Origin of the sequence: Actinomycetospora sp. NBRC 106378, from assembly GCF_030269685.1 — a bacterium.
Classification (GTDB): Bacteria; Actinomycetota; Actinomycetes; order Mycobacteriales; family Pseudonocardiaceae; genus Actinomycetospora.
In genome coordinates this window covers 325,038-344,589 of the sequence record NZ_BSTT01000004.1, presented here as the reverse complement: position 1 = coordinate 344,589, position 19,552 = coordinate 325,038, and the positions used below count along the sequence as shown (strand labels likewise).

Sequence of the window (19,552 nt, the reverse complement as noted above, 5' to 3'; positions counted from 1 at the left end):
CGGCTACAGCCAGCCGCGCTTCTTGAAGATCAGGTACAGGACCACGGCGGCGACGATCATGAGGCCGATCGCGAAGGGGTAGCCGAGGGTCCAGTGCAGCTCCGGCATGTCGTCGAAGTTCATGCCGTAGACGCCGGCGATCACCGACGGGGTGAAGATGATCGCCGCCCAGCTGGAGATCTTCTTGACCTCGTCGCCCTGCGCGAGGCTCGTCTCGGAGAGCCGGCGCATCTCCTCGTTCTGCCGCTGACCGACGAGCGAGGCGTTGACGGTGAGCAGCCGTTCGAGCAGCTGGCGGAAACCGTCGGCGGCCTCGACGCACGACTCGACGTGGTCGGCGACGTCGCGCAGCCCCCGGTGCAGGACCACCGCGTGCGGGTCGTCCTCGGTCTCGGCCAGGAGGGTGCCCAGGATCGCGCGCAGCGGGTCGGTGGCGCGTTGGAACTCGATGACCTCGCGGGAGAGGTGGTAGATGCGCCGCGAGACGTCGGGGTCGCCGCCGAACACCTCGGTCTCGATCTGGTCGATGTCCCGGCGCAGCTCGTGCACCACGGGCCGGTAGTCGTCGACGATCCGGTCGAGGATGCCGTAGAGCACGGCGCGCGGGCCGAGGCGCAGCAGGTCGGGATGGTCCTCGAGCCGCCGGCGGACGTCCGCCAGGTCGGGGGTCTCGGCGTGCCGCACGGCGACCACGAAGTCGGTGCCGAGGAAGAGGTGGACCTCGCCGACCTGGACGTCCTCCTCCTCGTCGACGTACCAGGCGGGGCGGAGCACGACGAAGTCCACGTCGTCGTAGCGCTCGAACTTGGGACGCTGGTGGGCGTGCACCGCGTCCTCGACGGCGAGCTCGGGCAGCGAGAAGTCGCGGGCGACGCGCGAGATCTCGTCGTCGTCGGGGCGCAGCAGGCCGATCCACGCGAAATCGGCGGGCCCGCGCCCGTCGGACGACTCCTCGTCCCGCAGCACGCCGAGCGTGCCGTCCAGGGTCTCGGGCTCCGCCTCGCGACGTCCGCCCCGGTACACCGCGTTGTCGACGACGCTCATGCCGGGCCGAATACCCGACGGCGGATCGGAGCACGACCCGCCGTCGGGAAATTTACGTCGATCAGCTCACGAACTGCACGAGCGCGCGGTTGAACTCCTCCGCGTGCGTGGCGTTGAAGCCGTGCGGTCCGCCCTCGACCACGACCGTCTCGGCGTTCGTGATCGCCGCGGCGGTGCGCTTGCCGGAGACTTCGAACGGCACGATCGCGTCGGAGTCGCCGTGGATGACCAGGACCGGGATGCCGGACTCGTCGATCGTCGCGAGGTCCGCGCGGAAGTCGGTGCGGCCGAAGGCGGCGATGCAGTCGAGCGTGCCCTTCGGCGAGGCGAACTCGGCGATGTGGCGGTGGTACTCGCGGTTGGGCCCGGAGACCAGCGGGCCGTTCCCGGCGTCGAAGAAGTTCTTCGTGAACTCCTCGAGGAACGCGATGCGGTCGCCGGTCACGCCGCCCTGGAACTGCTCGATCGTGGCGTCGTCGAGCCCGCCGTCGGGGTTGTCGTCCGACTTGTACAGGTACGGCGGCACGGCGCCGGCGAAGACGGCCCTCGCGACGCGGGCCGTGCCGTACCGGCCGAGGTACCGCGCGACCTCGCCGCCGCCCATCGAGAACCCGACGAGCGTGGCGCCGGTGACGTCCAGCGTGGTGAGCAGCGTGTCGAGGTCCGCGGCGAACGTGTCGTAGTCGTAGCCGTCCCACGGCTGGGAGGAGTCGCCGAAGCCGCGGCGGTCGTAGGTGATGACGCGGTGGCCCGCGTCGATCAGGGCCGGGACCTGGTTCTCCCAGGATCGGCCGGACAGCGGCCAGCCGTGGATGAGGACGACCGGGCTCCCCGCGCCCTGGTCGGTGTAGTGCAGTTCGATCGGAGCGCCGTTCTCGGTTCCGACCTGGACGCGTGCCATGCCTGTCGACCTCCTCGTGTGGCGGACGACGGGTCTCGCCGTCCGTCCGACAGGCGAAACCTCGATTGCGCGCAATCGATGTCAGCGGATGGGGATGGTCCTGCTCTCACCCGACGGGGGAACGTCCGAGCTCGGACCGGTGTTGCCGGACGCCGCGATCGGCTGGACGGTGCTCCGTCCCGACGGCGACGACGGCGGGCTCGGCGGGGGCGCGGGAGTGGCGGCGGGCGCCGCGTGCTCCTCCGGTGCGGTCCCCTCGTCGGAGTGGCGGTCGGGATCGTCGACGTCGGAGTGGTCGTCGGCGGCGGCGTCGTCTCCGTACGCATCGAGGTCGCTGTCGCTCATCCCGACGTCGGCGAGGGCGTCCCGCACGGTCTCCTGCGCCTCCGCGCGGGCCCGGGCGGCCTCCTCCTGCGCCGCCGCGGCCGCACTCCCGCCGTGGCCGGAGGTGGCGTCGACCGACCGCTCGACGTGGCCGTGGTGGCCGGCCCCGTCGTGACCCGACCCGTCCTCGTGGGCGAGGGCGGTGCCGGTGCCGACGACGCCGGTGACGGCGACCGCCAGCGTGGTGGTCGCGACGCGCGCGACGGTGATCGGGCCGGTGTCGGCCGGGCGGGCCGAGTGGGCTCCCATGGTCGTGCCTCCTGCTCCCGGGTCACGGTGGCATCACGAACGTATCCCGAGACGGCTACGGTCACACGTCGCCACGGCGGGGCTACGCTGTCGGAGGTGGCCAGGTTCTACGACGTGCACCCGGAGAACCCGCAGCGTCGCACCATCACGCAGGTCGTGGCACTGCTGCGCGAGGGCGGTCTGATCGTCTACCCGACCGACTCGGGGTTCGCCTTAGGCTGCCGGATCGACGCGCGGGAGGCGGTCGACCGGATCCGGTCGATCCGCCACCTCGACGACCGCCACCACTTCACGCTGGTGTGCCGGGACTTCGCGCAGCTCGGGCAGTTCGTCGAGGTGTCCAACCCGGTGTTCCGCGCCGTGAAGGCCGCGACCCCCGGTCCGTTCACCTTCATCCTGCCCGCCTCGCGCGAGGTGCCCCGACGCCTCGCGCACCCGAAGAAGCGCACGGTCGGCGTCCGGATCCCCGACAACGTCGTGACCCGGGACCTGCTCGACGAGCTCGGCGAGCCGCTGCTGTCGAGCACCCTGCTGCTGCCGGGCGAGAGCGAGCCGCCCACCGAGGGCTGGGAGATCGCCGAGCGCCTCGAGCACCAGGTCGACGCCGTGCTCGACTCGGGCGACCAGGGCAAGGAGCCCACCACCGTGGTCGACCTGTCCGGCCCCGAGCCGGAGATCGTGCGGCAGGGCGCGGGCGAGGAGCGGGTCTGGCGCTGGTGAGCGCTCAGCCGCGCGTGACGTCGAACCGGACGTCGCGGCCCTGCACGCTCCTCACGGTCGCCTTCAGGTTCACCGGCTGACCGTTCTGCGTCCCGGTGCAGGTGATCGTGGCGTTCACCGCGGCCGGGAGCGATCCGGGGCACCGGACGCTGCCGGCGGGGAGCTTCGCGGCCTGCTCGATCTGCGTCTGCACGTCGGCCGCGGCGACGTCGTTCGAGGGGAGCCAGGTCGTCGGGATGCCGACGGTCAGCGCCACGACGAGGGCGACCTCGAGCAGGGTGAGCACCGCGCCGAGGACCACGGCGGCGGTGGCGGTCCCGCGCCCGGTGAGCCGTTCGCGTGGTCCGCGCGGTTCGCCGAACGGCCCGTCGAACGTCGGTCGGGTGGAGGCGGCGATGCGGCGTCGCGCGACGACGCCGAGGACCAGACCGACGGGGGCGACGAGCACCGCGAGCACGAGCGCCACGACGGCGGTGCGGGAGGCGCGGGTGGGCGGAGGCGCCGCCATCCGGTTCGGCCCGCCCGCCCCGTAGATCGACTGCACCGGCGGCCGCGGCGGAGGCGCCCCCGGCCCGCCGGGTGCCGCGCCGGGGAACGGACCCGTCGGCGGGCGTGGTGGACCCGGTGGACCCGATGGACCCGGTGGACCCGGTGGACCCGCTGGACCCGACGGACCCGGTGGCCGTGCTCCCGGGTACGGCCGCTGCTGCCATCCGGGACCGGGACGGCCGGGCGGCGGGGCCTGCGGGGGCATCGGTGTCTCCGGGCGGTCACGGCGTCGGGTCGATCATCGATCGTAGCGACCTCCCCGGGCCCGAGCAGGTGATCGTCCGCGCCCGGACACGACGACGCCCCGCCGGACGGGGTCCGACGGGGCGTCGTGCCGGGTGGCGGCGGGCCGGATCAGGCCTCGGTCGAGGCCCCCTCGGCGGGGGTCTCGTCCGCGGTCGCGTCGGCGGCCGGTGCCACGCCCGCGATCTCGATGCGGCGCGACGCCGGGGTGACCGGCTGCGGGGCGACGTGCGCACCCGCGACCCGGACGCTCAGCACGCCGGCGTCGTAGGACGCGCTCACGGCGTCGGCCCCGACGTGACGCGGGAGGCCGAAGCTGCGGCGGAACGCGCCGCGGCGCGACTCCCGGAAGCCCTGGCCCTCGTGCTCCTCGCGGCGCTCGCCGGCGATGACGAGGCGGTGCTCGACGACCTCGACGGTGACGTCGGAGGCGAGGTCCACCCCGGGCAGCTCGACGCGGACCACGGCGTCGTCGCCGTCGCGGACGACGTCCGCGGCCGGCACGTACCAGGCCGACTCGGCCTGACGCGGCGTGCCGAACGTGCCGCGGACGAGGGCGTCGGCCACGCGGAAGGGACCGAACGGACCGACGAAGCGGGGGTAGCGGATCAGTGCGGAACTCATGGTGGTCCTCCTCGGACGACGGAAGGGGGCCCGGCCTTGCGGGCCACTGACTCCTCCAACCTGAGTCGGGTCGACTCAATTCCCGCCCCCGGGCCGATTCTGGGAACCTGGGGCGATGAGCGAGCCCGGACCCGACTACACCGCCGACGGCGTGCCGACCTTCGACTACGTGCGCGACCGCATCGAGCAGCGCGCGGCGACCGCGGACGGCGCCGACGAGCTCGACGCCGCGACCCCGCAGGCGCACGACCTCGCGCAGCAGGAGGCCGACCGCGCGGAGGCCGCCCGCGTCAAGCTCGAGGAGATCCGCCGCAGCCTCGGCGGCTGACCGGCAGCTGATCTCCGCGTCTCACCCGGTCCTCAGCCGACCCACAGCTCCCGCGGGCAGCCTCGGATCCGAGGGCGTAGCGAGGAGGCCGCGATGGGCGTGACGGTGGGACCAGGGACCGTTCGGGCCGGGCGTCGGACGGCCGGTCCGACCCCGCTGCCCTGGTGGTCGGCCGCCGCCCGTGGCCCGCGGCGGCACCAGGCGGACGCAGCCGGCGGGTTCACCGGCCGGGACCACCGCCACGCGGTGGCCGTCGCCGACGGCGTCGGGGACTCGTCGGCCGCGGCGCACGCCGCCCGCATCGCCGTCGACCACGCCGTCCGCACGGCGGTCCTCGACGGGCGCGCCGACCTCGCGGTGCTGGCGGCCCGCGACGTGCTCCTCGGCGCGGGTCTGCCCGGTGACGCGGCCCTCACCGTCGCCCTCGGCCCCGATGCCCGGCTCGCCGAGCCGACGTGGACGGTGGCGTGGGTGGGCGACGTCCGCGCCGTCGCCCTGATCGACGGTGCGGTCCTCCCGCTGACCCGGGAGCACACGGTGGGCGCCGAGATGCGCGCGGCCGGGATCGCGGTCGCCGACCACCTGGACCACGTCCTGACGACGAGCGTGCGGACGGTGCGCGGCGCCGTCGAGATCGGCCTCACGTCGATCGCCGAGCCGGACGCGCTCGTCCTGGCGACCGACGGCGTGCACCGGGCCCTCGGACCGGACGCGCCGGCCGCGCTGTGCGCCCGGGTGCCCGCCCCGGGTCTGGCCCGGGCGCTCGTCGACGCCGCGGGCGCCGCCGGGACGCGGGACAACGCCACCGCGCTGGTGGTGGCTCCGGTGCGGGTGCCCCGGCCGCGACGGGGCTGATCCACACTGGGCCCGTGCGCGCCCTGTTCGACCTGACCGCCGCCTACGAGCCCACACCCGATCAGCGTCGCGACCCGGTCCCGCCGGTCGAGGCCGTGCTGTTCGACTTCTCCAACACCCTCTTCCACATGGTCGACACGGCCGACTGGCTGCGGTCGGTGGGCCGGGCGACGGACCGTGAGATCGCCGCCGACGTCACGCTGGACGACCTGGCGAGCGCCGCCGCCCGCCCGGACGTCGCGGCCGCGCAGCGCGGCCGCGACCTGTCCGACGACGCCCACCGCGCCGCCATGCGGGCGTGGTTCGCGCAGGTCCCGGTACTCCGCGGGGTCGAGGACACCGCGATCGACCTGCTGCGCGCCCCGGACGCCTGGGTGCCCTACCCCGACACCGCCGCGGTCCTGCAGGCCCTGGCCGACCGCGGCCTGCGGGTCGGCGTCGTGTCCGACATCGGGTGGGACATCCGGGTGCACGCCCGGGCGGCCGGCGTCGAGCACCTCGTCGGGACCTGGGTGCTCTCCTGTGACCTCGGCGTCGAGAAGCCCGACCCCGCCATGTTCACCACCGCCTGCACGGCCCTCGACGTCGACCCGCGGGCCACGCTCATGGTCGGCGACAACCCGGCCCGCGACGGCGGGGCGGTGGCCGTGGGGTGCCGGGCCTTCCTGTTGCCCAGCGAGTTCCGGCTCGGCGAGCGCGGGCTCGGCGCCGTGCTGTCCCTGCTCGGCTGAGCTCAGCCGATCGACGCGGCCAGCGCGGCGGCGAACCGCTGCTGTCCCTCCGGCGAGCGCGCCAGGGCCGCGTCGGCGGGGTTGCGGAGGTTGGCGCACTCGACGAGCACGGTCGGCACGGTGGCGAGGTTGAGCCCCGCGATGTCGGCGCGCGGGTCGAGGCCGTCCCGCCCGATGTAGGTGGCCGGGGTGAAGCCGGCCCCGCGCATCGCGGTGACCGCGGCGTCGGCGAGGGCCCGGGCGGGCCCCCGCTGCGCCGGGTTCAGCGGCGGCGCGGAGTACAGGACGTGGAACCCGTGGCCGGCCGCCGGGGCGCCGTCGGCGTGCACCGAGAGCACGGCCGCCGCCCCGGCCCGCGCTCCCGCCGCCCCGCGCTCGTCGACGCACGGCCCGACGCCGGCGTCGTCGGGCCGGGTGAGCACCACCCGGTAGCCGCGGGCGCGCAGCAGGTCGGCCAGCCGCTGCGACACCGCCCAGGTGAACGCGTGCTCGGGGTAGCCGTCCGCCGTCGACGCGCCGGTCGTGTTGCACGGCTTCGTCCCGCCCCGGCCGTCCGGCACGGGGCGCGCGATCGCGGCCGCGGCCCGGCCGTTGCCGCCGTCGTGCCCGGGGTCGATGACGATCGTCGCCCCCGCGGGAACCACGAAGGTGCCCGGCGGAGCCGCCGGACCCGCCGTCGGGACCGGAACGGCCGCCGGCGCGGCGGGCGCGCTGCCGGGCGCGGCGCACGCGGCGAGCACGACGACGAGGGCGGTGACCAGCAGCGCACGTGACACGCCGCGCGATGGTGCCGCACCGGGTGCGCCGCGCCCGGCAGCACGGCGCCAGAATTCGCGCACATGGAGGAGGTGCTGCTCTGCGACGTCGACGGCACGCTCGCCCTGCGCGCCGACCGTTCCCCCTTCCCCGGGCCGCACGGGGAGCTGCGGGCCGGCGAGGACCTCCCCAATCTCCCCGTCGTCCGGGTCCTCGACGACCTGCGCCGCTCGACCCCGCGCGTCGTGTTCCTGTCCGGGCGCACCGAGGCCGCCCGGGTCCCGACGGAATGGTGGCTGCACGCGCACGTGCTCGGCGGGCGGGAGTGGCCGGAACTCTCCCTGCGGGCGGTGGGCGACACCCGGCCCGACGACGTCGTCAAGCGCGAGCTCTACGAGCGGGACGTCGCAGGGCGCTACCGGGTGCGGCTGGTCCTCGACGACCGGGACCGGGTGGTCGCGATGTGGCGCGCGCTGGGGCTGACGGTCCTCCAGGTCGCCGACGGCGACTTCTAGGCCGCCTCCCGCGCCCGCAGCGCCGTCACCGCGCCGAGCAGGGCGACGACACCCATGCCGCCGTAGAGCAGGGTCGCGGACACGGCCGGATCGTCGTCCCCGAGCGCGACCGCCACGCCCGCGAACGCCGCCCCGAGGGCCACGGCGAGCATCTGCACCATCGTGATCGCGGCCGACGCGCGGTCGCCCTCGCCGTCGTCGTCGGTCCCGTCCTCGGCGGTGCCCCCGGCCATGGCCCCGGCCGCCAGGTGCGGCCACGCCACGCCGACGCCGAGCCCCGCCAGCACCAGCCCGACCGCCCACCACACCACGCCGTCCGGGCGCTGGGTGAGCGTCAGCACCGCGAACCCGACCACACCCAGGAGCGGCCCGACACCGACGGCGAGCCGTCCGCGACCCACCGACGCGCTGGTCATCTCCCCGACCACCCAGCCGCAGGCGAGCGCCACCCCGAGGAAACCGGCCCACACCGGCGACAGACCACCGAGGCGCTGACCGAACAGCGGCACGAAGCCCTCGACGGCCGAGACCCCGATCAGCACCGCCGCGGTCACGTACACCGCGGCCAGCGGCCCGCCGCGTGTGAACGTCGCCAGCGGCAGCACCCGCACGGCGCCGGGCCGGCGTTCGTGGAGCACCAGCCCGACGAGCAGCGCCAGGGCCACGACGATCCCGCCCGCGGCGACCACGACACCCCGCGTGCTCACGCCCGCCCCGGAGACGGCGAGCCCGGAGACCGACAGCACCGCGGCCGCCCCACCGACGAGGAGGACCGAGAACAGGGGGAACGGCGTCCGGGTCGACGGGGGCCGCGCGCCGGCGCGCCGCAGACCGGCCGGGACCGCCACCGCCACGACCCCGGTGACCACGACCATCGTCGCGAAGGCGCCCCGCCAGAGGCCGGACTCGGCGAAGACACCGCCGAGGACCGGGCCCACCAGCAGCCCGACGCCCCACATGGCGGAGATCGCCGCGCTGCCGCGGGTCCACAGCTCGCGGGGCAGGGCGGTGCGGATGAGCGCGTAGGCGAGTCCGGCCAGCAGCCCGCCGCCGGTCCCCTGCACCGCCCGGCCGATCAGCAGGACGGCCATCGAGGGCGCCACCGCGTCGATCGCCGTGCCGACGCCGAACGCGAGCAGGGCGAGCAGGTAGGCCCGCCGGGCCGACCACGCCGCGAGCGCGCGGCCGGTCAGCGCCGAGGTCACCACGGCGGGCAGCAGGTAGACGGTGACCACCCAGGAGTAGAAGCGCTCGCCCCCGATCTCCGCGACCGCGGAGGGCAGCAGGCTCGCGGTGACGTAGGTGTCCACCGCGAAGAGCAGCACCCCGCCGCAGAGCACCCCGACCGCCCCACGGCGTCCCGGGGCGAGCATCCCCGCCCAACCCGCCGTCACGATCGACCCCGTCCCACGGGCCCGGATGCTCCTCCCGAGCGGCCGCGACACGTTCGGAATCCGGCCACGGGCCTGTAGTCTCCCGGGTCCGAGGAGTCACCGACACCGGAGGACGCCGGCGTGGCCGAGAACGCTGCCGAGGGACCCGAGGGCACGGACCTCCCCTCCGGGGCGGACGACCCCGGGCCGACGGCCCGGCGCATCATTGTCGGCGCGCAGCTCAAGCGGCTGCGCGAGGAGGCCGGGGTCACCCGGAGCTCCGCCGGCTACCACATCCGCGGCAGCGAGTCGAAGATCAGCCGGATGGAGTCGGGCAAGGTCGGCTTCAAGCACCGCGACGTCGACGACCTGCTGACCCTCTACGGCGAGGGCGACTCCGAGCGCCGCGCCCGGCTGCTCGAACTCGCGACGCAGGCCAACGAGCCGGGATGGTGGCAGCGCCCGGGCGAGGCGGTTCCCGACTGGTTCTCCGAGTACGTCGGACTGGAGTCCGCCGCCGTCCGGATCCAGACCTACGAGCTGCTGTTCGTGCCCGGTCTGCTCCAGACCCGCGACTACGCGCTCGCCATCGTCACGCGCGGACACCCGGAGCAGGCCACGCCGACCGAGCACGAGCGGGTCGACGTCCGCATGAAGCGGCAGCGCATCCTCGAGCGCCCCGGCGCGCCCCGGCTGTGGGCGGTCGTCGAGGAGGCCGTGCTGCACCGGCCGATCGGCGGGCACGCCGTCCTCGCCGCACAGCTCGACCACCTGGCCGAGGTGGCGCGCCGCCCGAACGTGACGCTGCAGGTGCTGCCCTCGGAGCTGTCGGGCTACGGCAGCGAGACGGCCTTCACGATGCTGCGCTTCGCCGAGCCCGACGTCCCCGACATCACCTACATCGAGGGCCTCACGGGCGCGCTGTACCTCGACCGTCGCGCGGAGGTCGAGGAGTACTCGCGCCAGATGGACGAGCTGACCATCGACGCCCTGAGCCCCGAGGAGAGCCGCAGCCTGCTCGGGAAGCTGCGCGCCGACCACGCCTGACGACACCGGCGGGCGCTGAGTGCTTCTGCACATGCAGACGGCGCTCGCCGGTGTTACCGTCGTATCGGTTTCAAGCACCGACGGCGACGGGACGACCGATGCACACCACGGCTTCACGCCTCGTGGGCGCAGCCTGGCGCCGCAGCCGGTACAGCGGCAAGCAGGGCAACTGCGTGGAGCTCGCCGCGGTCGCCGGGCAGGTCGCCGTCCGCAACTCCCGGTTCCCCGACGACGCGGCCCTGCTGCTGACGCGCGACGAGCTCGGCGCCTTCCTCTCCGACGTGCGCGCCGGCCGCTTCGACGACCTGCTCGAGGGGGCGTGATGGCCGCCCCCGTCGACCACGACGCGCTCCGCGGCAGGGCCCACTGGCTCACCTGCGCGCTCGACGGACGGGACCACGCCGTCCTGCGCCACGACCCGGAGACCGGCGCCCACCGGGCCGCCTGCACCCGCACCGTCTGGGCGTCGTCCCTCGCGAGCCCGCCGGCCGCGCGGTGCCCGGAGTGCGCGGAGGCGACCGGGGAGGGCGACGGCACCGACCGCCGCCCGTCCCTGCTCGACCGTCTGCTCGGGCTCCGCGCCGCCTGACCCGGCGCCGCCCGAGGAACGCGACCTCAGGTCCGGAGCAGCGGCTCCGGGGCGTCGGGGCCGAGGGCGAGCACCTCGACGAAGCCCTCCACGAGGCAACGACCGAAGAGCTCGCGGTCGGTGATGGCCGCCGGGTCGATGTTCGCGCCGAGGCAGCAGGTGTCGCCGTGGGTCAACATCGTGATCATCGCGGCGCAGCCGGGTCGCGGGGCGTAGGGGAACATCCGGTCCACCCGGGCACCGGCCAGGAACACGTCCTCGCGGATCCCCGGGACGTTGGACGCCTGCAGGTCGTTGCCCTTGGTGACCCCGCCCGCGACCGCCGCCATCACGCTGCCCGGCAGCCGGGCGAGCAGCGGCGACACCAGGCCGATGTCGTCGGCCGCCGGCTCCGCCCGCCCCCGCGCCACGTCGGCGGCGATCGTCGCCATGCGGGCCACCGGGTCCTTCTCCGCGATGTGCCCGGCCAGCCGCAGCGAGGCGATGCGGTTGCCGCCGGCCGAGTCGGCGTCGGCGCGCAGGGACACCGGGATCGACATGCGGATCGTGTCGGTCGGCTGGCCCAACGCCTCGTGGTAGAGCCGGAACGCGCCGAGCAGCGCGGCGAGGTAGGCGTCGTTGACCGTCCCGCCACCGGCCTTCGCGGCCGCCCGGAACGGGGCGAACGGCAGTTCCATCGACACGAACCGCCAGTCCGGGCCGCGCGTCGCGAGCAGGGGCGACGGGGCGGCGCCGGGATCGCCGATGACCCGGATCGCCGAGAGCCCGAACGCGACCGCCTCGCGGGCCTTCGCGATCGGGTCGCGCAGGGCGGCGCCCGCCGCGCGCACCATGTGGACCGGCACGGACGCCAACGCCTCGGCGTCGTGCCGGACCTGCCGCCCGAGCGCCGCCCACGGGCCCGGCCCCGCCACCACGGGGACCTCCGGCTGCGGCTTGTCCGTGTCGGTCTCCCGCGAGCGGTTGAGCAGCCCGTTGAACAGCTGGACACCGCCGAGCCCGTCGGTCGTGGCGTGGTGCAGCTTCAGCAGGTACGCCGCCCGGCCGTCGGGCAGGCCCTCGACGAGCACGGCCTCCCACGGCGGCCGGTCCCGGTCGAACGGGGTGAGCGCGAGGTGCTCGGCGATGGCGAGGACCCCGGACCAGCCCTGCCCGCTCGGGACCGACACCCGTCGCACGTGCCGGTCGAGGTCGAAGTCGGGGTCCGGCGACCACACCGGGGCGCCGAGCCCCAGCGGGGGTTCCACCACGCGCTTGCGGAAGCGGGGCACCATCCGCGTCGCCCAGTCGTGGGCGGCGACGAGACGCGGCCAGTCGGGCGTCGCGTCCAGATCGGCGACGGCCACCATGGTCGACCGCAGGGCGGGGTCGGCCTCGGCACGCCACATCATCGTCTCGAACGCCGTCATCTCGTCGGCGTCCGCCCAGCCGAGGCCGTTCTGCTTCCCGTCGCTGCGCTCGCCCCGGTCCTCGGTCACTGCTTCTCCCCCAGTCCCAGGGTGTCCAGGAACAGGCCCCGCACGTGCGCGACGTGGTCGTCGAGAGTCTCGGTGCTCCAGTCGCCCGTGTCGATCGGAGGCAGGACGGTGACGCGCACGGTGCCCGGTCGGACCGTCACGTCGTGGCGCCACATCAGCTCGCCCGCGTTCTCCAGCACGATCGGCACCATCGGGACGCCCGCCTGCATCGCGATGTGGAAGGCACCCTTCTTGAACCGGCCCGGCCGGGGCGTCGGAGAGCGCGTCCCCTCCGGCGCCATCAGCAGCGACATCCCCCGCCGGACCTTCTCGACGGCGGGTTCGAGGGCCTGCCTGGCCTGGGTCGTGTTGCCGCGCTCGACGAACGCGACGTCGGCCAGCATGAACAGCTGCCCGAACACGGGCATCGAGCGCGCCTCCGCCTTCGCGACGCCGGTGAAGTCGTGCCGCAGCATCGTCATCGCCACGATCGGGTCCAGCGCGCTCTGGTGGTTGAACACGAACACCGCGGGCCGGGTCGACCACAGGTGCTCGGCGCCGTCGACCTCCACGTCGACCCCCGCGATGCCGAGGGCCAGCTCGGAGCCGAGCGACCCGGCGAGGTTGATCGCGTGGTGCCGCGACAGCCGCAGCGCGCCGGAGCCGAGGGCGGCCGCGGTCGCCGAGAGGAACCCGGCGTAGAAGCCGAGGGTGCCGCCGATCGCCTCGACCGGCGGCACCGCCCCCCGGGGCCGCACGGGCAGCGCCGGACGGATCCCGTCGGGCTCCCCGACGACGACGGCATGGGCCGCGAGGTCGAGGAGCGCCCGGTCCTCCGCCGGGGCGTAGACGAACGCCTGCCCGAGGTCCACGTCGTGGTCGTCGGCCCATCCCACCACCGCCGCGGCCGCGTCCGGTCCGCTGCACACGGGCGAGCCGAGGCCCGCGACGACGTCCCCGTCGACCGAGAGCCGCGTCGCCACCACGTCGTCCGCCCCGAGCGCCTCCGCCAGCGGCGCGACGTCGGGCGGGGTCGCCGCCGACACGAGGACCACCCGGTGCCCGCGGCGTGCGTGGTGCACCGCGAGCCGCCACACCTCGGGGTGCAGCCACGACGCCGTGGTGGCGCGGAACGTGGCCCGGCACTCCTCGGCGACCTCGTCCACCCGCCGGCGGCGCCGGGCGCGGACCACGCGCTCCACGTCGGCGGGGGTCACGACGGCGGGTCCGGCCACGCCCGCACGGACGTCGGCGACGAGGCGGCCCCAGAGCGAGTCCGGGGCGGCGAACGGCGCGAGCGGACTGCCGGCGAGCAACCCACCGTCGACGGCCACGAAGGCCGTCACCACCTCCCCCGTGGGCGCGGCGTCGATCCGCGCCCCGAGCTCCGTCGCGGGTCCGTCCGCGCTCATGCCAGCAGCTCCTCGGTCCGTCGCTCCTCGAGCCGGGCGAGCTCCACGAGCCGGCCCCGCACCTCGTCGATCTCGGCCAGGAACGCCGGCCGCCCGACCGGGTCCTCCAGCAGGCCCCGGTTGCGCGCCAGGTCCAGCGCCGACGCGTACAGCTCGAGGGACACCGAGTCCGGCCGGGCCACCCGGCCCTGGCGCAGCATCTGCCGGCCCAGCCCGAGGCACTCGCGGGGGAACGCCTTCGGGTCGACCTCGGCGGCCGGGTCCAGCGCGGCGAGCTTCGTCGCCACCACCCACTGCGCGTCGACGAACGAGCGCAGCGTCCGGGGCGCGACGAGGAACCGCGCGTCGGCCAGCAGGTCGGCCGCACCGTCCCCTCGCGCGACGCGCTCGCGCCACCGGACGTCGATGAGGTCGGTCTCGGCGGCGATGTCGTCGGAGAACCGTCGCTTCGACGGGAAGAAGAACTCGAACTTGAGCAGGTCGCGCAGCGCGAGCGCGTCCGCCCACGCGGCCTCGACCGGGTCGGTGCCCGCCGGCGCCCGCGACGCCGCGAGCAGGGCCATCTCCACGATCGCGCGGTCGACGAAGTGGTGGATCGCGCCGTTGCGGTAGAACGCCGCCACCCGGTGGCGCCCGTCGCGGATCGACCACACCGGCTCGTCCCCGCCGTCGTAGCGCTCGACGACCTCGCCGGAGACGAGCCGCGCGAGGGTGCGGGAGAGCCCGTCGTCGTGCAGGCCCTCCCGGGGTCCCGGGCGGTCGAGGGCGTCGAGGTGGTCGAGCAGCGGCGCCGTGGAGTCGCGGATCTGGTCGTGGGTGAGGGCCCTCCCACCTGTTCCGAGCAGGGCGAACGTCACCAGGGCGGTCGGGGTGGCCGGCGTCGCGCGGTTGATGCCGTCGCAGATCGCGAACGCGACCTTGTCGAGCCGGTTGGGTCCGTCGCCCGCCTCGGCGAGCGCCCCGGCCAACGAGAACGGCTCCCCGAAGCGCACGCGGGCGTGGCCGTCGTTGCGGGCCTGGCCCCGGATGTAGCGCGCCATCCAGCCGAGCCCCTCCGCGGACTTGTCCGCGCCGCCCTGCTCGGCGGCCATCGCATCGAGCTCGTAGAGCCGGTTGTAGACCAGGGAGGTCGGGACGAGCTGGACGTCCGGCACGCGGCCGTCGTCGAGGGCTCCGACGAGGTAGGAGAGCAGGCCCATGCTGGGTCGGCGGAGCTTGCCCGTCCGGGAGCGACCGCCCTCGATGTACCACTCGAGGTTGAACCGCTTGGAGACGAGGTGGGCGATGTACTCCCGCAGCGCGAGCCGGTAGACCGTGTCGTCGCCGCTCGAGCGCCGGATGAACACCACGCCCGCCCGCTTGCCGAGCGGCCCGATCGGCCAGAACGACATGTTGTTGCCGCCGAGCACCGTGTTGCGCGGCAGGTCGTGGTCGCGCAGCACCTCGCCGAGGACGAGCGGGTCGGCGTAGGAGCGGTGGGTCGGCAGGAAGACCAACGGCGCCGTGCGGTTGAGCGCCCGGAGCGGCTCGACGGTCTCGGCGTCCACCTCCACGTCCCACGCCGACGTGTGCATCGGGGAGAGCGCGGCCCGGAAGGCGTCGATGGACAGCGGGTTCTGCACCGCCGCGAGGTCGGCGAGACGGGCACGCATCGCGTCGAGCACCTCGTCGAAGGCACGTCCCTCCTTCTCGGCGAGCGCCCGCACCTTCTCCCGCACCGTGGTCGAGGCGACGATCTGCTCCACGACCATCCGCGGCACCGTGTAGTGGTCGCCGATGACCACCCGTTCCGCGCGCTCGCACGACAGCACACCGGCGCGGAACACGAAGTCGGCCAGCGGCTCCTCGCGCGCCTGCTCGTCGTGGCGCCGGGTGAGGTCGGCGAGCGTGGCCGGTTCGCCCTCGACCACCTGCACCCGGTCGGGGCTGTTCCGGGCCAGCCGGCGCTGCCAGAACGTCGGGGGCCGGCGGTGCCCGATCAGGGCCAGCAGGTCGACCGCCTTCGGCCGGTGGGGCGGGGCGCCGGTCCCGTCCGCCCACTCGGCGGCCCGGGTGGGCGGCAGCCAGGTCACGCGGACCGGGACCACGTCCGCCGTCGGGACCGCCTCCGCGAGCGCGTCGTCGAGGTCCGCGACGGACAGGCAGACCGGGGCGCCCGGGTGATGACGCGCGGCCCACTCGGCGATCAGCTCCCGCTCCGGTGCCGTGCGGACCGCGCCGAGCACGATCACCGCGCCGGCACCCGTCGTCGGGACCGCCTCGGACTCGACACCGACCGCCATCGCCCACACCCCTGCCGCGTCCAGGTACGTCTGCCCGAGCTCGCCGTCGGGGCCGGGACCGGTGCGCATCCGAGGTGCACGGCCGTCGATGGTCGCGATGGCATGGTTACCCACGCCACACCGGATCGCACCAGGGGCGCACGACCGGGTCGGTCAGCCGCGCATCGTGAACCCGCCGCGGCGGCGGTAGGCCGCGGGCGCCTCGTGGAACTCCTGCTTGAACCGGCGGCTGAACGACGCGAGGTCGGCGAAGCCGCACGCGTGGGCGATCTCGGTGAGGCTCAGGGCCGCGTCGCGGGGGTCGAGCAGCCGGCGCCGGGCGTGCTGCAGCCGGCGCAGACGCACGAGCGCCGCCACCGAGAGGTCGCTGTCGGCGAACACCCGGTGCAGGGCGCGGACCGAGATGAAGTGCGCGTGGGCGATGTCCTCGGGCCCGAGGTCGGGGTCGGCGAGGTGCTCGGTCACGTAGTCGTCCACGCGCCGGCGCAGGTCCTCCGCGCTCCCGGGGGAGAGCACCTCGTCGCGGCGCAGGGACTCGCCGACCGCGGTGCCGAGCAGGGCTGCGAGCTGCCCCGCGAGCCGTCCGCCGGCGGGGTCGCCGAGGTCGGGCGGTGACGTGGCCGTCTCCGCCAGGGCGTGCCCGACGATCGCGCCGAGCCGGTCCTCCCCGAGGGCGCGGGCGGTGGCGGCCCGCGTGACGTCGACGCCGAGGGGCACGAGCTCGCGCGGCCAGGTGAGCACGTTGAGCGTCCACGGGCCGTCGAAGTGCCAGACGAACGGGCGGTCGGTCTCGTAGACGGCGTAGCGGCCGGGCGTCAGGACCGCCTCCCGGCCGTCCTGCTCGAGCACCGCACGACCCCGGGTCACCATCCCCACCTGCAGGTAGGTCCGCGGGTCGGCGCGGACGAGCCGCTCGGTGCGTCGGGCGCTCTGGCGCATCGAGCTGACGACCGCGGCCGAAAGGTGGCCCACGAGCGTGCTCCGCACCGTGGAGACGAATCCGGCGTCGGCGTCCACGGTGTCGTCCACGTGGAGCGACACGAAGTGTTCGCGCAGCAGCTCGTTCCACCGTCCGAGCCCCTCCGCCGTGTCGGCGGCGCACGCGTTCCCGGGCTCGTCGAACGGCCCGACGGGGTGCATGGCTCGAGTCATGGGCGGGTGGCTTCCGGTGGTGGTCGCCCGACGCTATGGCGGCGATCACCCCGGCCGCAAGGCTGCTCATGTTTCCGTCCGGTAGCAACTGCGCCGCCCGCCGTGGTCTGGCACGGAGCGACAAGCCCGCTCCGGTGGGCCCGGACGACCATCCGCGACACGTCGATGACGACTCCGCCACCACCACCTGCCAGGAGGAGCTTCGTGACCGCTCTGGACGACCTGACCCTCACGCCGACCACCACCACGGTCCGCGCCGCCTGCCCGCACGACTGCCCGGACACCTGCGCGATGCTCGTGACCGTCGAGGACGGGCGCGCCACCAACGTGGCGGGCGACCCCGACCACCCCGTCACCCGGGGCGGCCTCTGCGTGAAGGTCAACAACTACCCGGACAAGACCTACAGCCCGGACCGGCTCCTGTACCCGATGAAGCGGGTCGGACCGAAGGGCCTCGGCCGCTTCGAGCGGATCACCTGGGACGAGGCGATGGAGACCATCGCGTCGACCTTCAAGGCGAAGATCGCCGAGCACGGCGCCGAGACGGTCATGCCGGTCAGCTACCTCGGCACGCAGGGCATCCTCAACGGCCTCTCCGCCGGCGACGCGTTCTTCCACCGCCTCGGCGCGACGGTCACCGAGCGCACCTACTGCGACTCCGGCGCCTGCACCGCCTACGCCTCCACCGTCGGCGCGACGGCGGGCGTGGACCCCGAGAGCATCGTCCACTCGAAGTACATCATCATCTGGGCGTCGAACACGATCTCGACGAACCTGCACCTCTGGCCGGTCATCGCCGAGGCGCAGAAGCGCGGCGCGAAGGTCGTCTGCATCGACCCGATGCGGCACAAGACGGCGCGGCGCGCCGACTGGCACATCCCGATCCGGCCGGGCACCGACGGCGCCCTCGCCCTCGCGATGATGCACGTGATCATCACCGAGGGGCTGCACGACGAGGACTACGTCCGCGAGCACACGCTGGGCTTCGAGGAGCTCTCCGAGCGCGTGGCGCAGTACACCCCGGAGTGGGCGTCGGAGGAGACCGGCATCCCGGCCGAGGACATCCGGACCCTCGCCCGCGAGTACGCGACCACCGACCCGTCGATGATCCGCATCGGCGTCGCCATCGAGCGGCACGCCGGCGGCGGCCAGACCGTGCGCTCGATCGCCTGCCTCCCGGCGCTCGTCGGGGCCTGGAAGCACGTCGGCGGCGGTCTGCTGCAGCTGCCGCTGTGGGCGCACCCGGTGAACTGGCCCGCCTTCATCCACCCCGAGTACCGCACGCCCGGCACCCGCGTGATCAACCAGTTCCTGCTGGGCCGCGCGCTGACCGGGGAGATGCAGCTCGACACCCCGGTGACGGCGCTGGTGGTCTACAACTCCAACCCGATGGTCGTGGCACCGGAGCAGGAGAAGATCGCGGCCGGGCTGGAGCGCGAGGACCTCTTCACGGTGGTCAGCGAGCACTTCATGACCGACACCGCGCGCTACGCCGACATCGTGCTGCCCGCGACCACCCAGCTCGAGCAGCACGACATCATGTTCAGCTGGGGCCACTTCTACGTCACGCTGAACACCCCGGCCGTCGAGCCGGAGGGCGAGTCGGTGCCCAACACCGAGCTCTTCCGGCGTCTCGCCGCCGCCATGGGCTTCGAGGACGACTTCTTCAAGCTCTCCGACGAGGAACTGCTCGCCCAGGCCTACGACTGGTCGGCGCCCGCGATGGAGGGCATCACCCTCGAGTCGCTGCGCGAGACCGGCTGGGCGCGCCTCAACCTCCCCGGCCCGGACGAGTACCGCCCGCACGCCGAGGGCGGCTTCCCGACGCCGTCGGGGAAGACGGAGTTCAAGAGCTCCGCGCTCGAGGCGATGGGCAACTTCGTCGTGAACCTCTTCCGGCAGCTCTCCGACGACCACCAGCCCGGCACGCCGGTCGACCCGCTGCCGCACTACATCGGACCGCGCGAGCGCGGCGAGCTGTACCCGCTGAACCTGCTCTCGCCGAAGTCGCACGCCTACATCAACTCGAGCGCGGGCGACCAGGCCATGCAGAAGCGGGTCCAGGGCGAGCAGACGGTCACGATCCACCCCGCGGACGCCGAGGCCCGCGGCATCGACGAGGGCAACTACGTGGCGGTCTCCAACGACCGCGGCCGGTTCGTGGCGCTGGCGAGGATCTCCGAGGAGGTCGCACCCGGCGTCGTGGTCTGTCCCATGGGATCGTGGGGCAAGAACGCGAAGGAGGGCACCACGGTGAACGCCGTCAACCCGTTCGTCTTCGCGGACCTGGGGAACGCACCGACGTTCTCCGACACCCGCGTCGAGGTCACCCCGGTCTGAC

Annotated in this window: 20 protein-coding genes; 9 read left to right on the top strand and 11 right to left on the bottom strand. The window is 74.6% G+C overall.

Features of this window, described 5'->3' with window-relative positions:
* Positions 1–3 precede the first annotated feature (3 nt).
* From QSK00_RS13140 to QSK00_RS13130, 3 genes are all read right to left on the bottom strand, one after another.
* Positions 4–1,044: a magnesium and cobalt transport protein CorA gene (locus QSK00_RS13140; protein WP_285591250.1), complete on the bottom strand. Its 1,041-nt coding sequence runs from the start codon at positions 1,042–1,044 to the stop codon at positions 4–6.
* Between the two features lie 61 nt (positions 1,045–1,105).
* Positions 1,106–1,945 (bottom strand): alpha/beta fold hydrolase, encoded by an 840-nt coding sequence (locus QSK00_RS13135; RefSeq protein ID WP_285591249.1) that lies wholly within the window; start codon positions 1,943–1,945, stop codon positions 1,106–1,108.
* A gap of 81 nt (positions 1,946–2,026) precedes the next feature.
* The gene (locus QSK00_RS13130) at positions 2,027–2,578 is read right to left on the bottom strand and encodes a hypothetical protein (RefSeq protein WP_285591247.1); all 552 of its coding nucleotides are present in this window, start codon (positions 2,576–2,578) and stop codon (positions 2,027–2,029) included.
* A gap of 96 nt (positions 2,579–2,674) precedes the next feature.
* Between QSK00_RS13130 and QSK00_RS13125 the strand changes: the two genes are divergently transcribed.
* Complete coding sequence (locus QSK00_RS13125) at positions 2,675–3,298, top strand: L-threonylcarbamoyladenylate synthase (protein WP_285591245.1); 624 nt, start codon at positions 2,675–2,677, stop codon at positions 3,296–3,298.
* A gap of 4 nt (positions 3,299–3,302) precedes the next feature.
* Here the strand turns inward: QSK00_RS13125 and QSK00_RS13120 are convergent, their stop codons facing one another.
* Both QSK00_RS13120 and QSK00_RS13115 read right to left on the bottom strand, forming a co-directional pair.
* On the bottom strand, positions 3,303–3,842 hold the full coding sequence (locus QSK00_RS13120; RefSeq protein WP_285591243.1) for a DUF4333 domain-containing protein: 540 nt from the start codon (positions 3,840–3,842) through the stop codon (positions 3,303–3,305).
* A 359-nt stretch (positions 3,843–4,201) separates the two neighbouring features.
* On the bottom strand, positions 4,202–4,714 hold the full coding sequence (locus QSK00_RS13115) for an Hsp20/alpha crystallin family protein (protein ID WP_285591241.1): 513 nt from the start codon (positions 4,712–4,714) through the stop codon (positions 4,202–4,204).
* Between the two features lie 115 nt (positions 4,715–4,829).
* On the opposite strand from QSK00_RS13115, the gene QSK00_RS13110 reads away from it, so the two are divergent.
* The 3 genes from QSK00_RS13110 (at position 4,830) to QSK00_RS13100 (ending at position 6,628) form a co-directional block, all read left to right on the top strand.
* On the top strand, positions 4,830–5,042 hold the full coding sequence (locus tag QSK00_RS13110) for a hypothetical protein (protein WP_285591239.1): 213 nt from the start codon (positions 4,830–4,832) through the stop codon (positions 5,040–5,042).
* Between the two features lie 93 nt (positions 5,043–5,135).
* Positions 5,136–5,897, top strand: a complete 762-nt coding sequence (locus QSK00_RS13105) for a PP2C family protein-serine/threonine phosphatase (RefSeq protein WP_285591238.1) — start codon at positions 5,136–5,138, stop codon at positions 5,895–5,897.
* A gap of 14 nt (positions 5,898–5,911) precedes the next feature.
* The gene (locus QSK00_RS13100; RefSeq protein ID WP_285591236.1) at positions 5,912–6,628 is read left to right on the top strand and encodes an HAD family hydrolase; all 717 of its coding nucleotides are present in this window, start codon (positions 5,912–5,914) and stop codon (positions 6,626–6,628) included.
* A gap of 2 nt (positions 6,629–6,630) precedes the next feature.
* Here the strand turns inward: QSK00_RS13100 and QSK00_RS13095 are convergent, their stop codons facing one another.
* Entirely contained in the window at positions 6,631–7,404 is a 774-nt protein-coding gene (locus QSK00_RS13095; protein WP_285591234.1) for an N-acetylmuramoyl-L-alanine amidase, read from the bottom strand.
* A 63-nt stretch (positions 7,405–7,467) separates the two neighbouring features.
* Between QSK00_RS13095 and QSK00_RS13090 the strand changes: the two genes are divergently transcribed.
* The gene (locus QSK00_RS13090; protein WP_285591232.1) at positions 7,468–7,899 is read left to right on the top strand and encodes a phosphatase domain-containing protein; all 432 of its coding nucleotides are present in this window, start codon (positions 7,468–7,470) and stop codon (positions 7,897–7,899) included.
* On the opposite strand, the gene QSK00_RS13085 is transcribed toward QSK00_RS13090, so the two are convergent.
* Positions 7,896–9,293 carry an MFS transporter gene (locus QSK00_RS13085; protein WP_285591230.1) on the bottom strand — a complete coding sequence of 466 codons (1,398 nt, stop codon included), beginning with the start codon at positions 9,291–9,293 and terminating at the stop codon, positions 7,896–7,898. The genes QSK00_RS13090 and QSK00_RS13085 overlap by 4 nt on opposite strands.
* Positions 9,294–9,413: 120 nt before the next feature.
* Between QSK00_RS13085 and QSK00_RS13080 the strand changes: the two genes are divergently transcribed.
* From QSK00_RS13080 to QSK00_RS13070, 3 genes are all read left to right on the top strand, one after another.
* On the top strand, positions 9,414–10,319 hold the full coding sequence (locus QSK00_RS13080; protein WP_285591228.1) for a helix-turn-helix domain-containing protein: 906 nt from the start codon (positions 9,414–9,416) through the stop codon (positions 10,317–10,319).
* A 98-nt stretch (positions 10,320–10,417) separates the two neighbouring features.
* Positions 10,418–10,642 carry a DUF397 domain-containing protein gene (locus QSK00_RS13075; RefSeq protein WP_285591226.1) on the top strand — a complete coding sequence of 75 codons (225 nt, stop codon included), beginning with the start codon at positions 10,418–10,420 and terminating at the stop codon, positions 10,640–10,642.
* Entirely contained in the window at positions 10,642–10,908 is a 267-nt protein-coding gene (locus QSK00_RS13070; protein WP_285591224.1) for a hypothetical protein, read from the top strand. The genes QSK00_RS13075 and QSK00_RS13070 overlap by 1 nt, the downstream gene beginning before the upstream one ends.
* A 26-nt stretch (positions 10,909–10,934) precedes the next feature.
* On the opposite strand, the gene QSK00_RS13065 is transcribed toward QSK00_RS13070, so the two are convergent.
* From QSK00_RS13065 to QSK00_RS13050, 4 genes are all read right to left on the bottom strand, one after another.
* Positions 10,935–12,386, bottom strand: coding sequence for a wax ester/triacylglycerol synthase family O-acyltransferase (locus QSK00_RS13065; protein WP_285591222.1), 1,452 nt, complete (start codon positions 12,384–12,386; stop codon positions 10,935–10,937).
* Complete coding sequence (locus QSK00_RS13060) at positions 12,383–13,777, bottom strand: 1-acylglycerol-3-phosphate O-acyltransferase (protein WP_285591220.1); 1,395 nt, start codon at positions 13,775–13,777, stop codon at positions 12,383–12,385. Before QSK00_RS13060 ends, QSK00_RS13065 begins: the two co-directional genes overlap by 4 nt.
* Complete coding sequence (locus QSK00_RS13055) at positions 13,774–16,128, bottom strand: glycerol-3-phosphate 1-O-acyltransferase (RefSeq protein WP_285591218.1); 2,355 nt, start codon at positions 16,126–16,128, stop codon at positions 13,774–13,776. The genes QSK00_RS13060 and QSK00_RS13055 overlap by 4 nt, the downstream gene beginning before the upstream one ends.
* 84 nt (positions 16,129–16,212) lie before the next feature.
* Positions 16,213–17,199, bottom strand: a complete 987-nt coding sequence (locus QSK00_RS13050) for a helix-turn-helix domain-containing protein (protein WP_285591216.1) — start codon at positions 17,197–17,199, stop codon at positions 16,213–16,215.
* 216 nt (positions 17,200–17,415) lie between these two features.
* Here QSK00_RS13050 and QSK00_RS13045 point away from each other — a divergent pair, with 216 nt between their 5' ends.
* Positions 17,416–19,551, top strand: a complete 2,136-nt coding sequence (locus QSK00_RS13045; RefSeq protein ID WP_285591214.1) for a molybdopterin-containing oxidoreductase family protein — start codon at positions 17,416–17,418, stop codon at positions 19,549–19,551.
* Position 19,552: the final 1 nt, after the last annotated feature.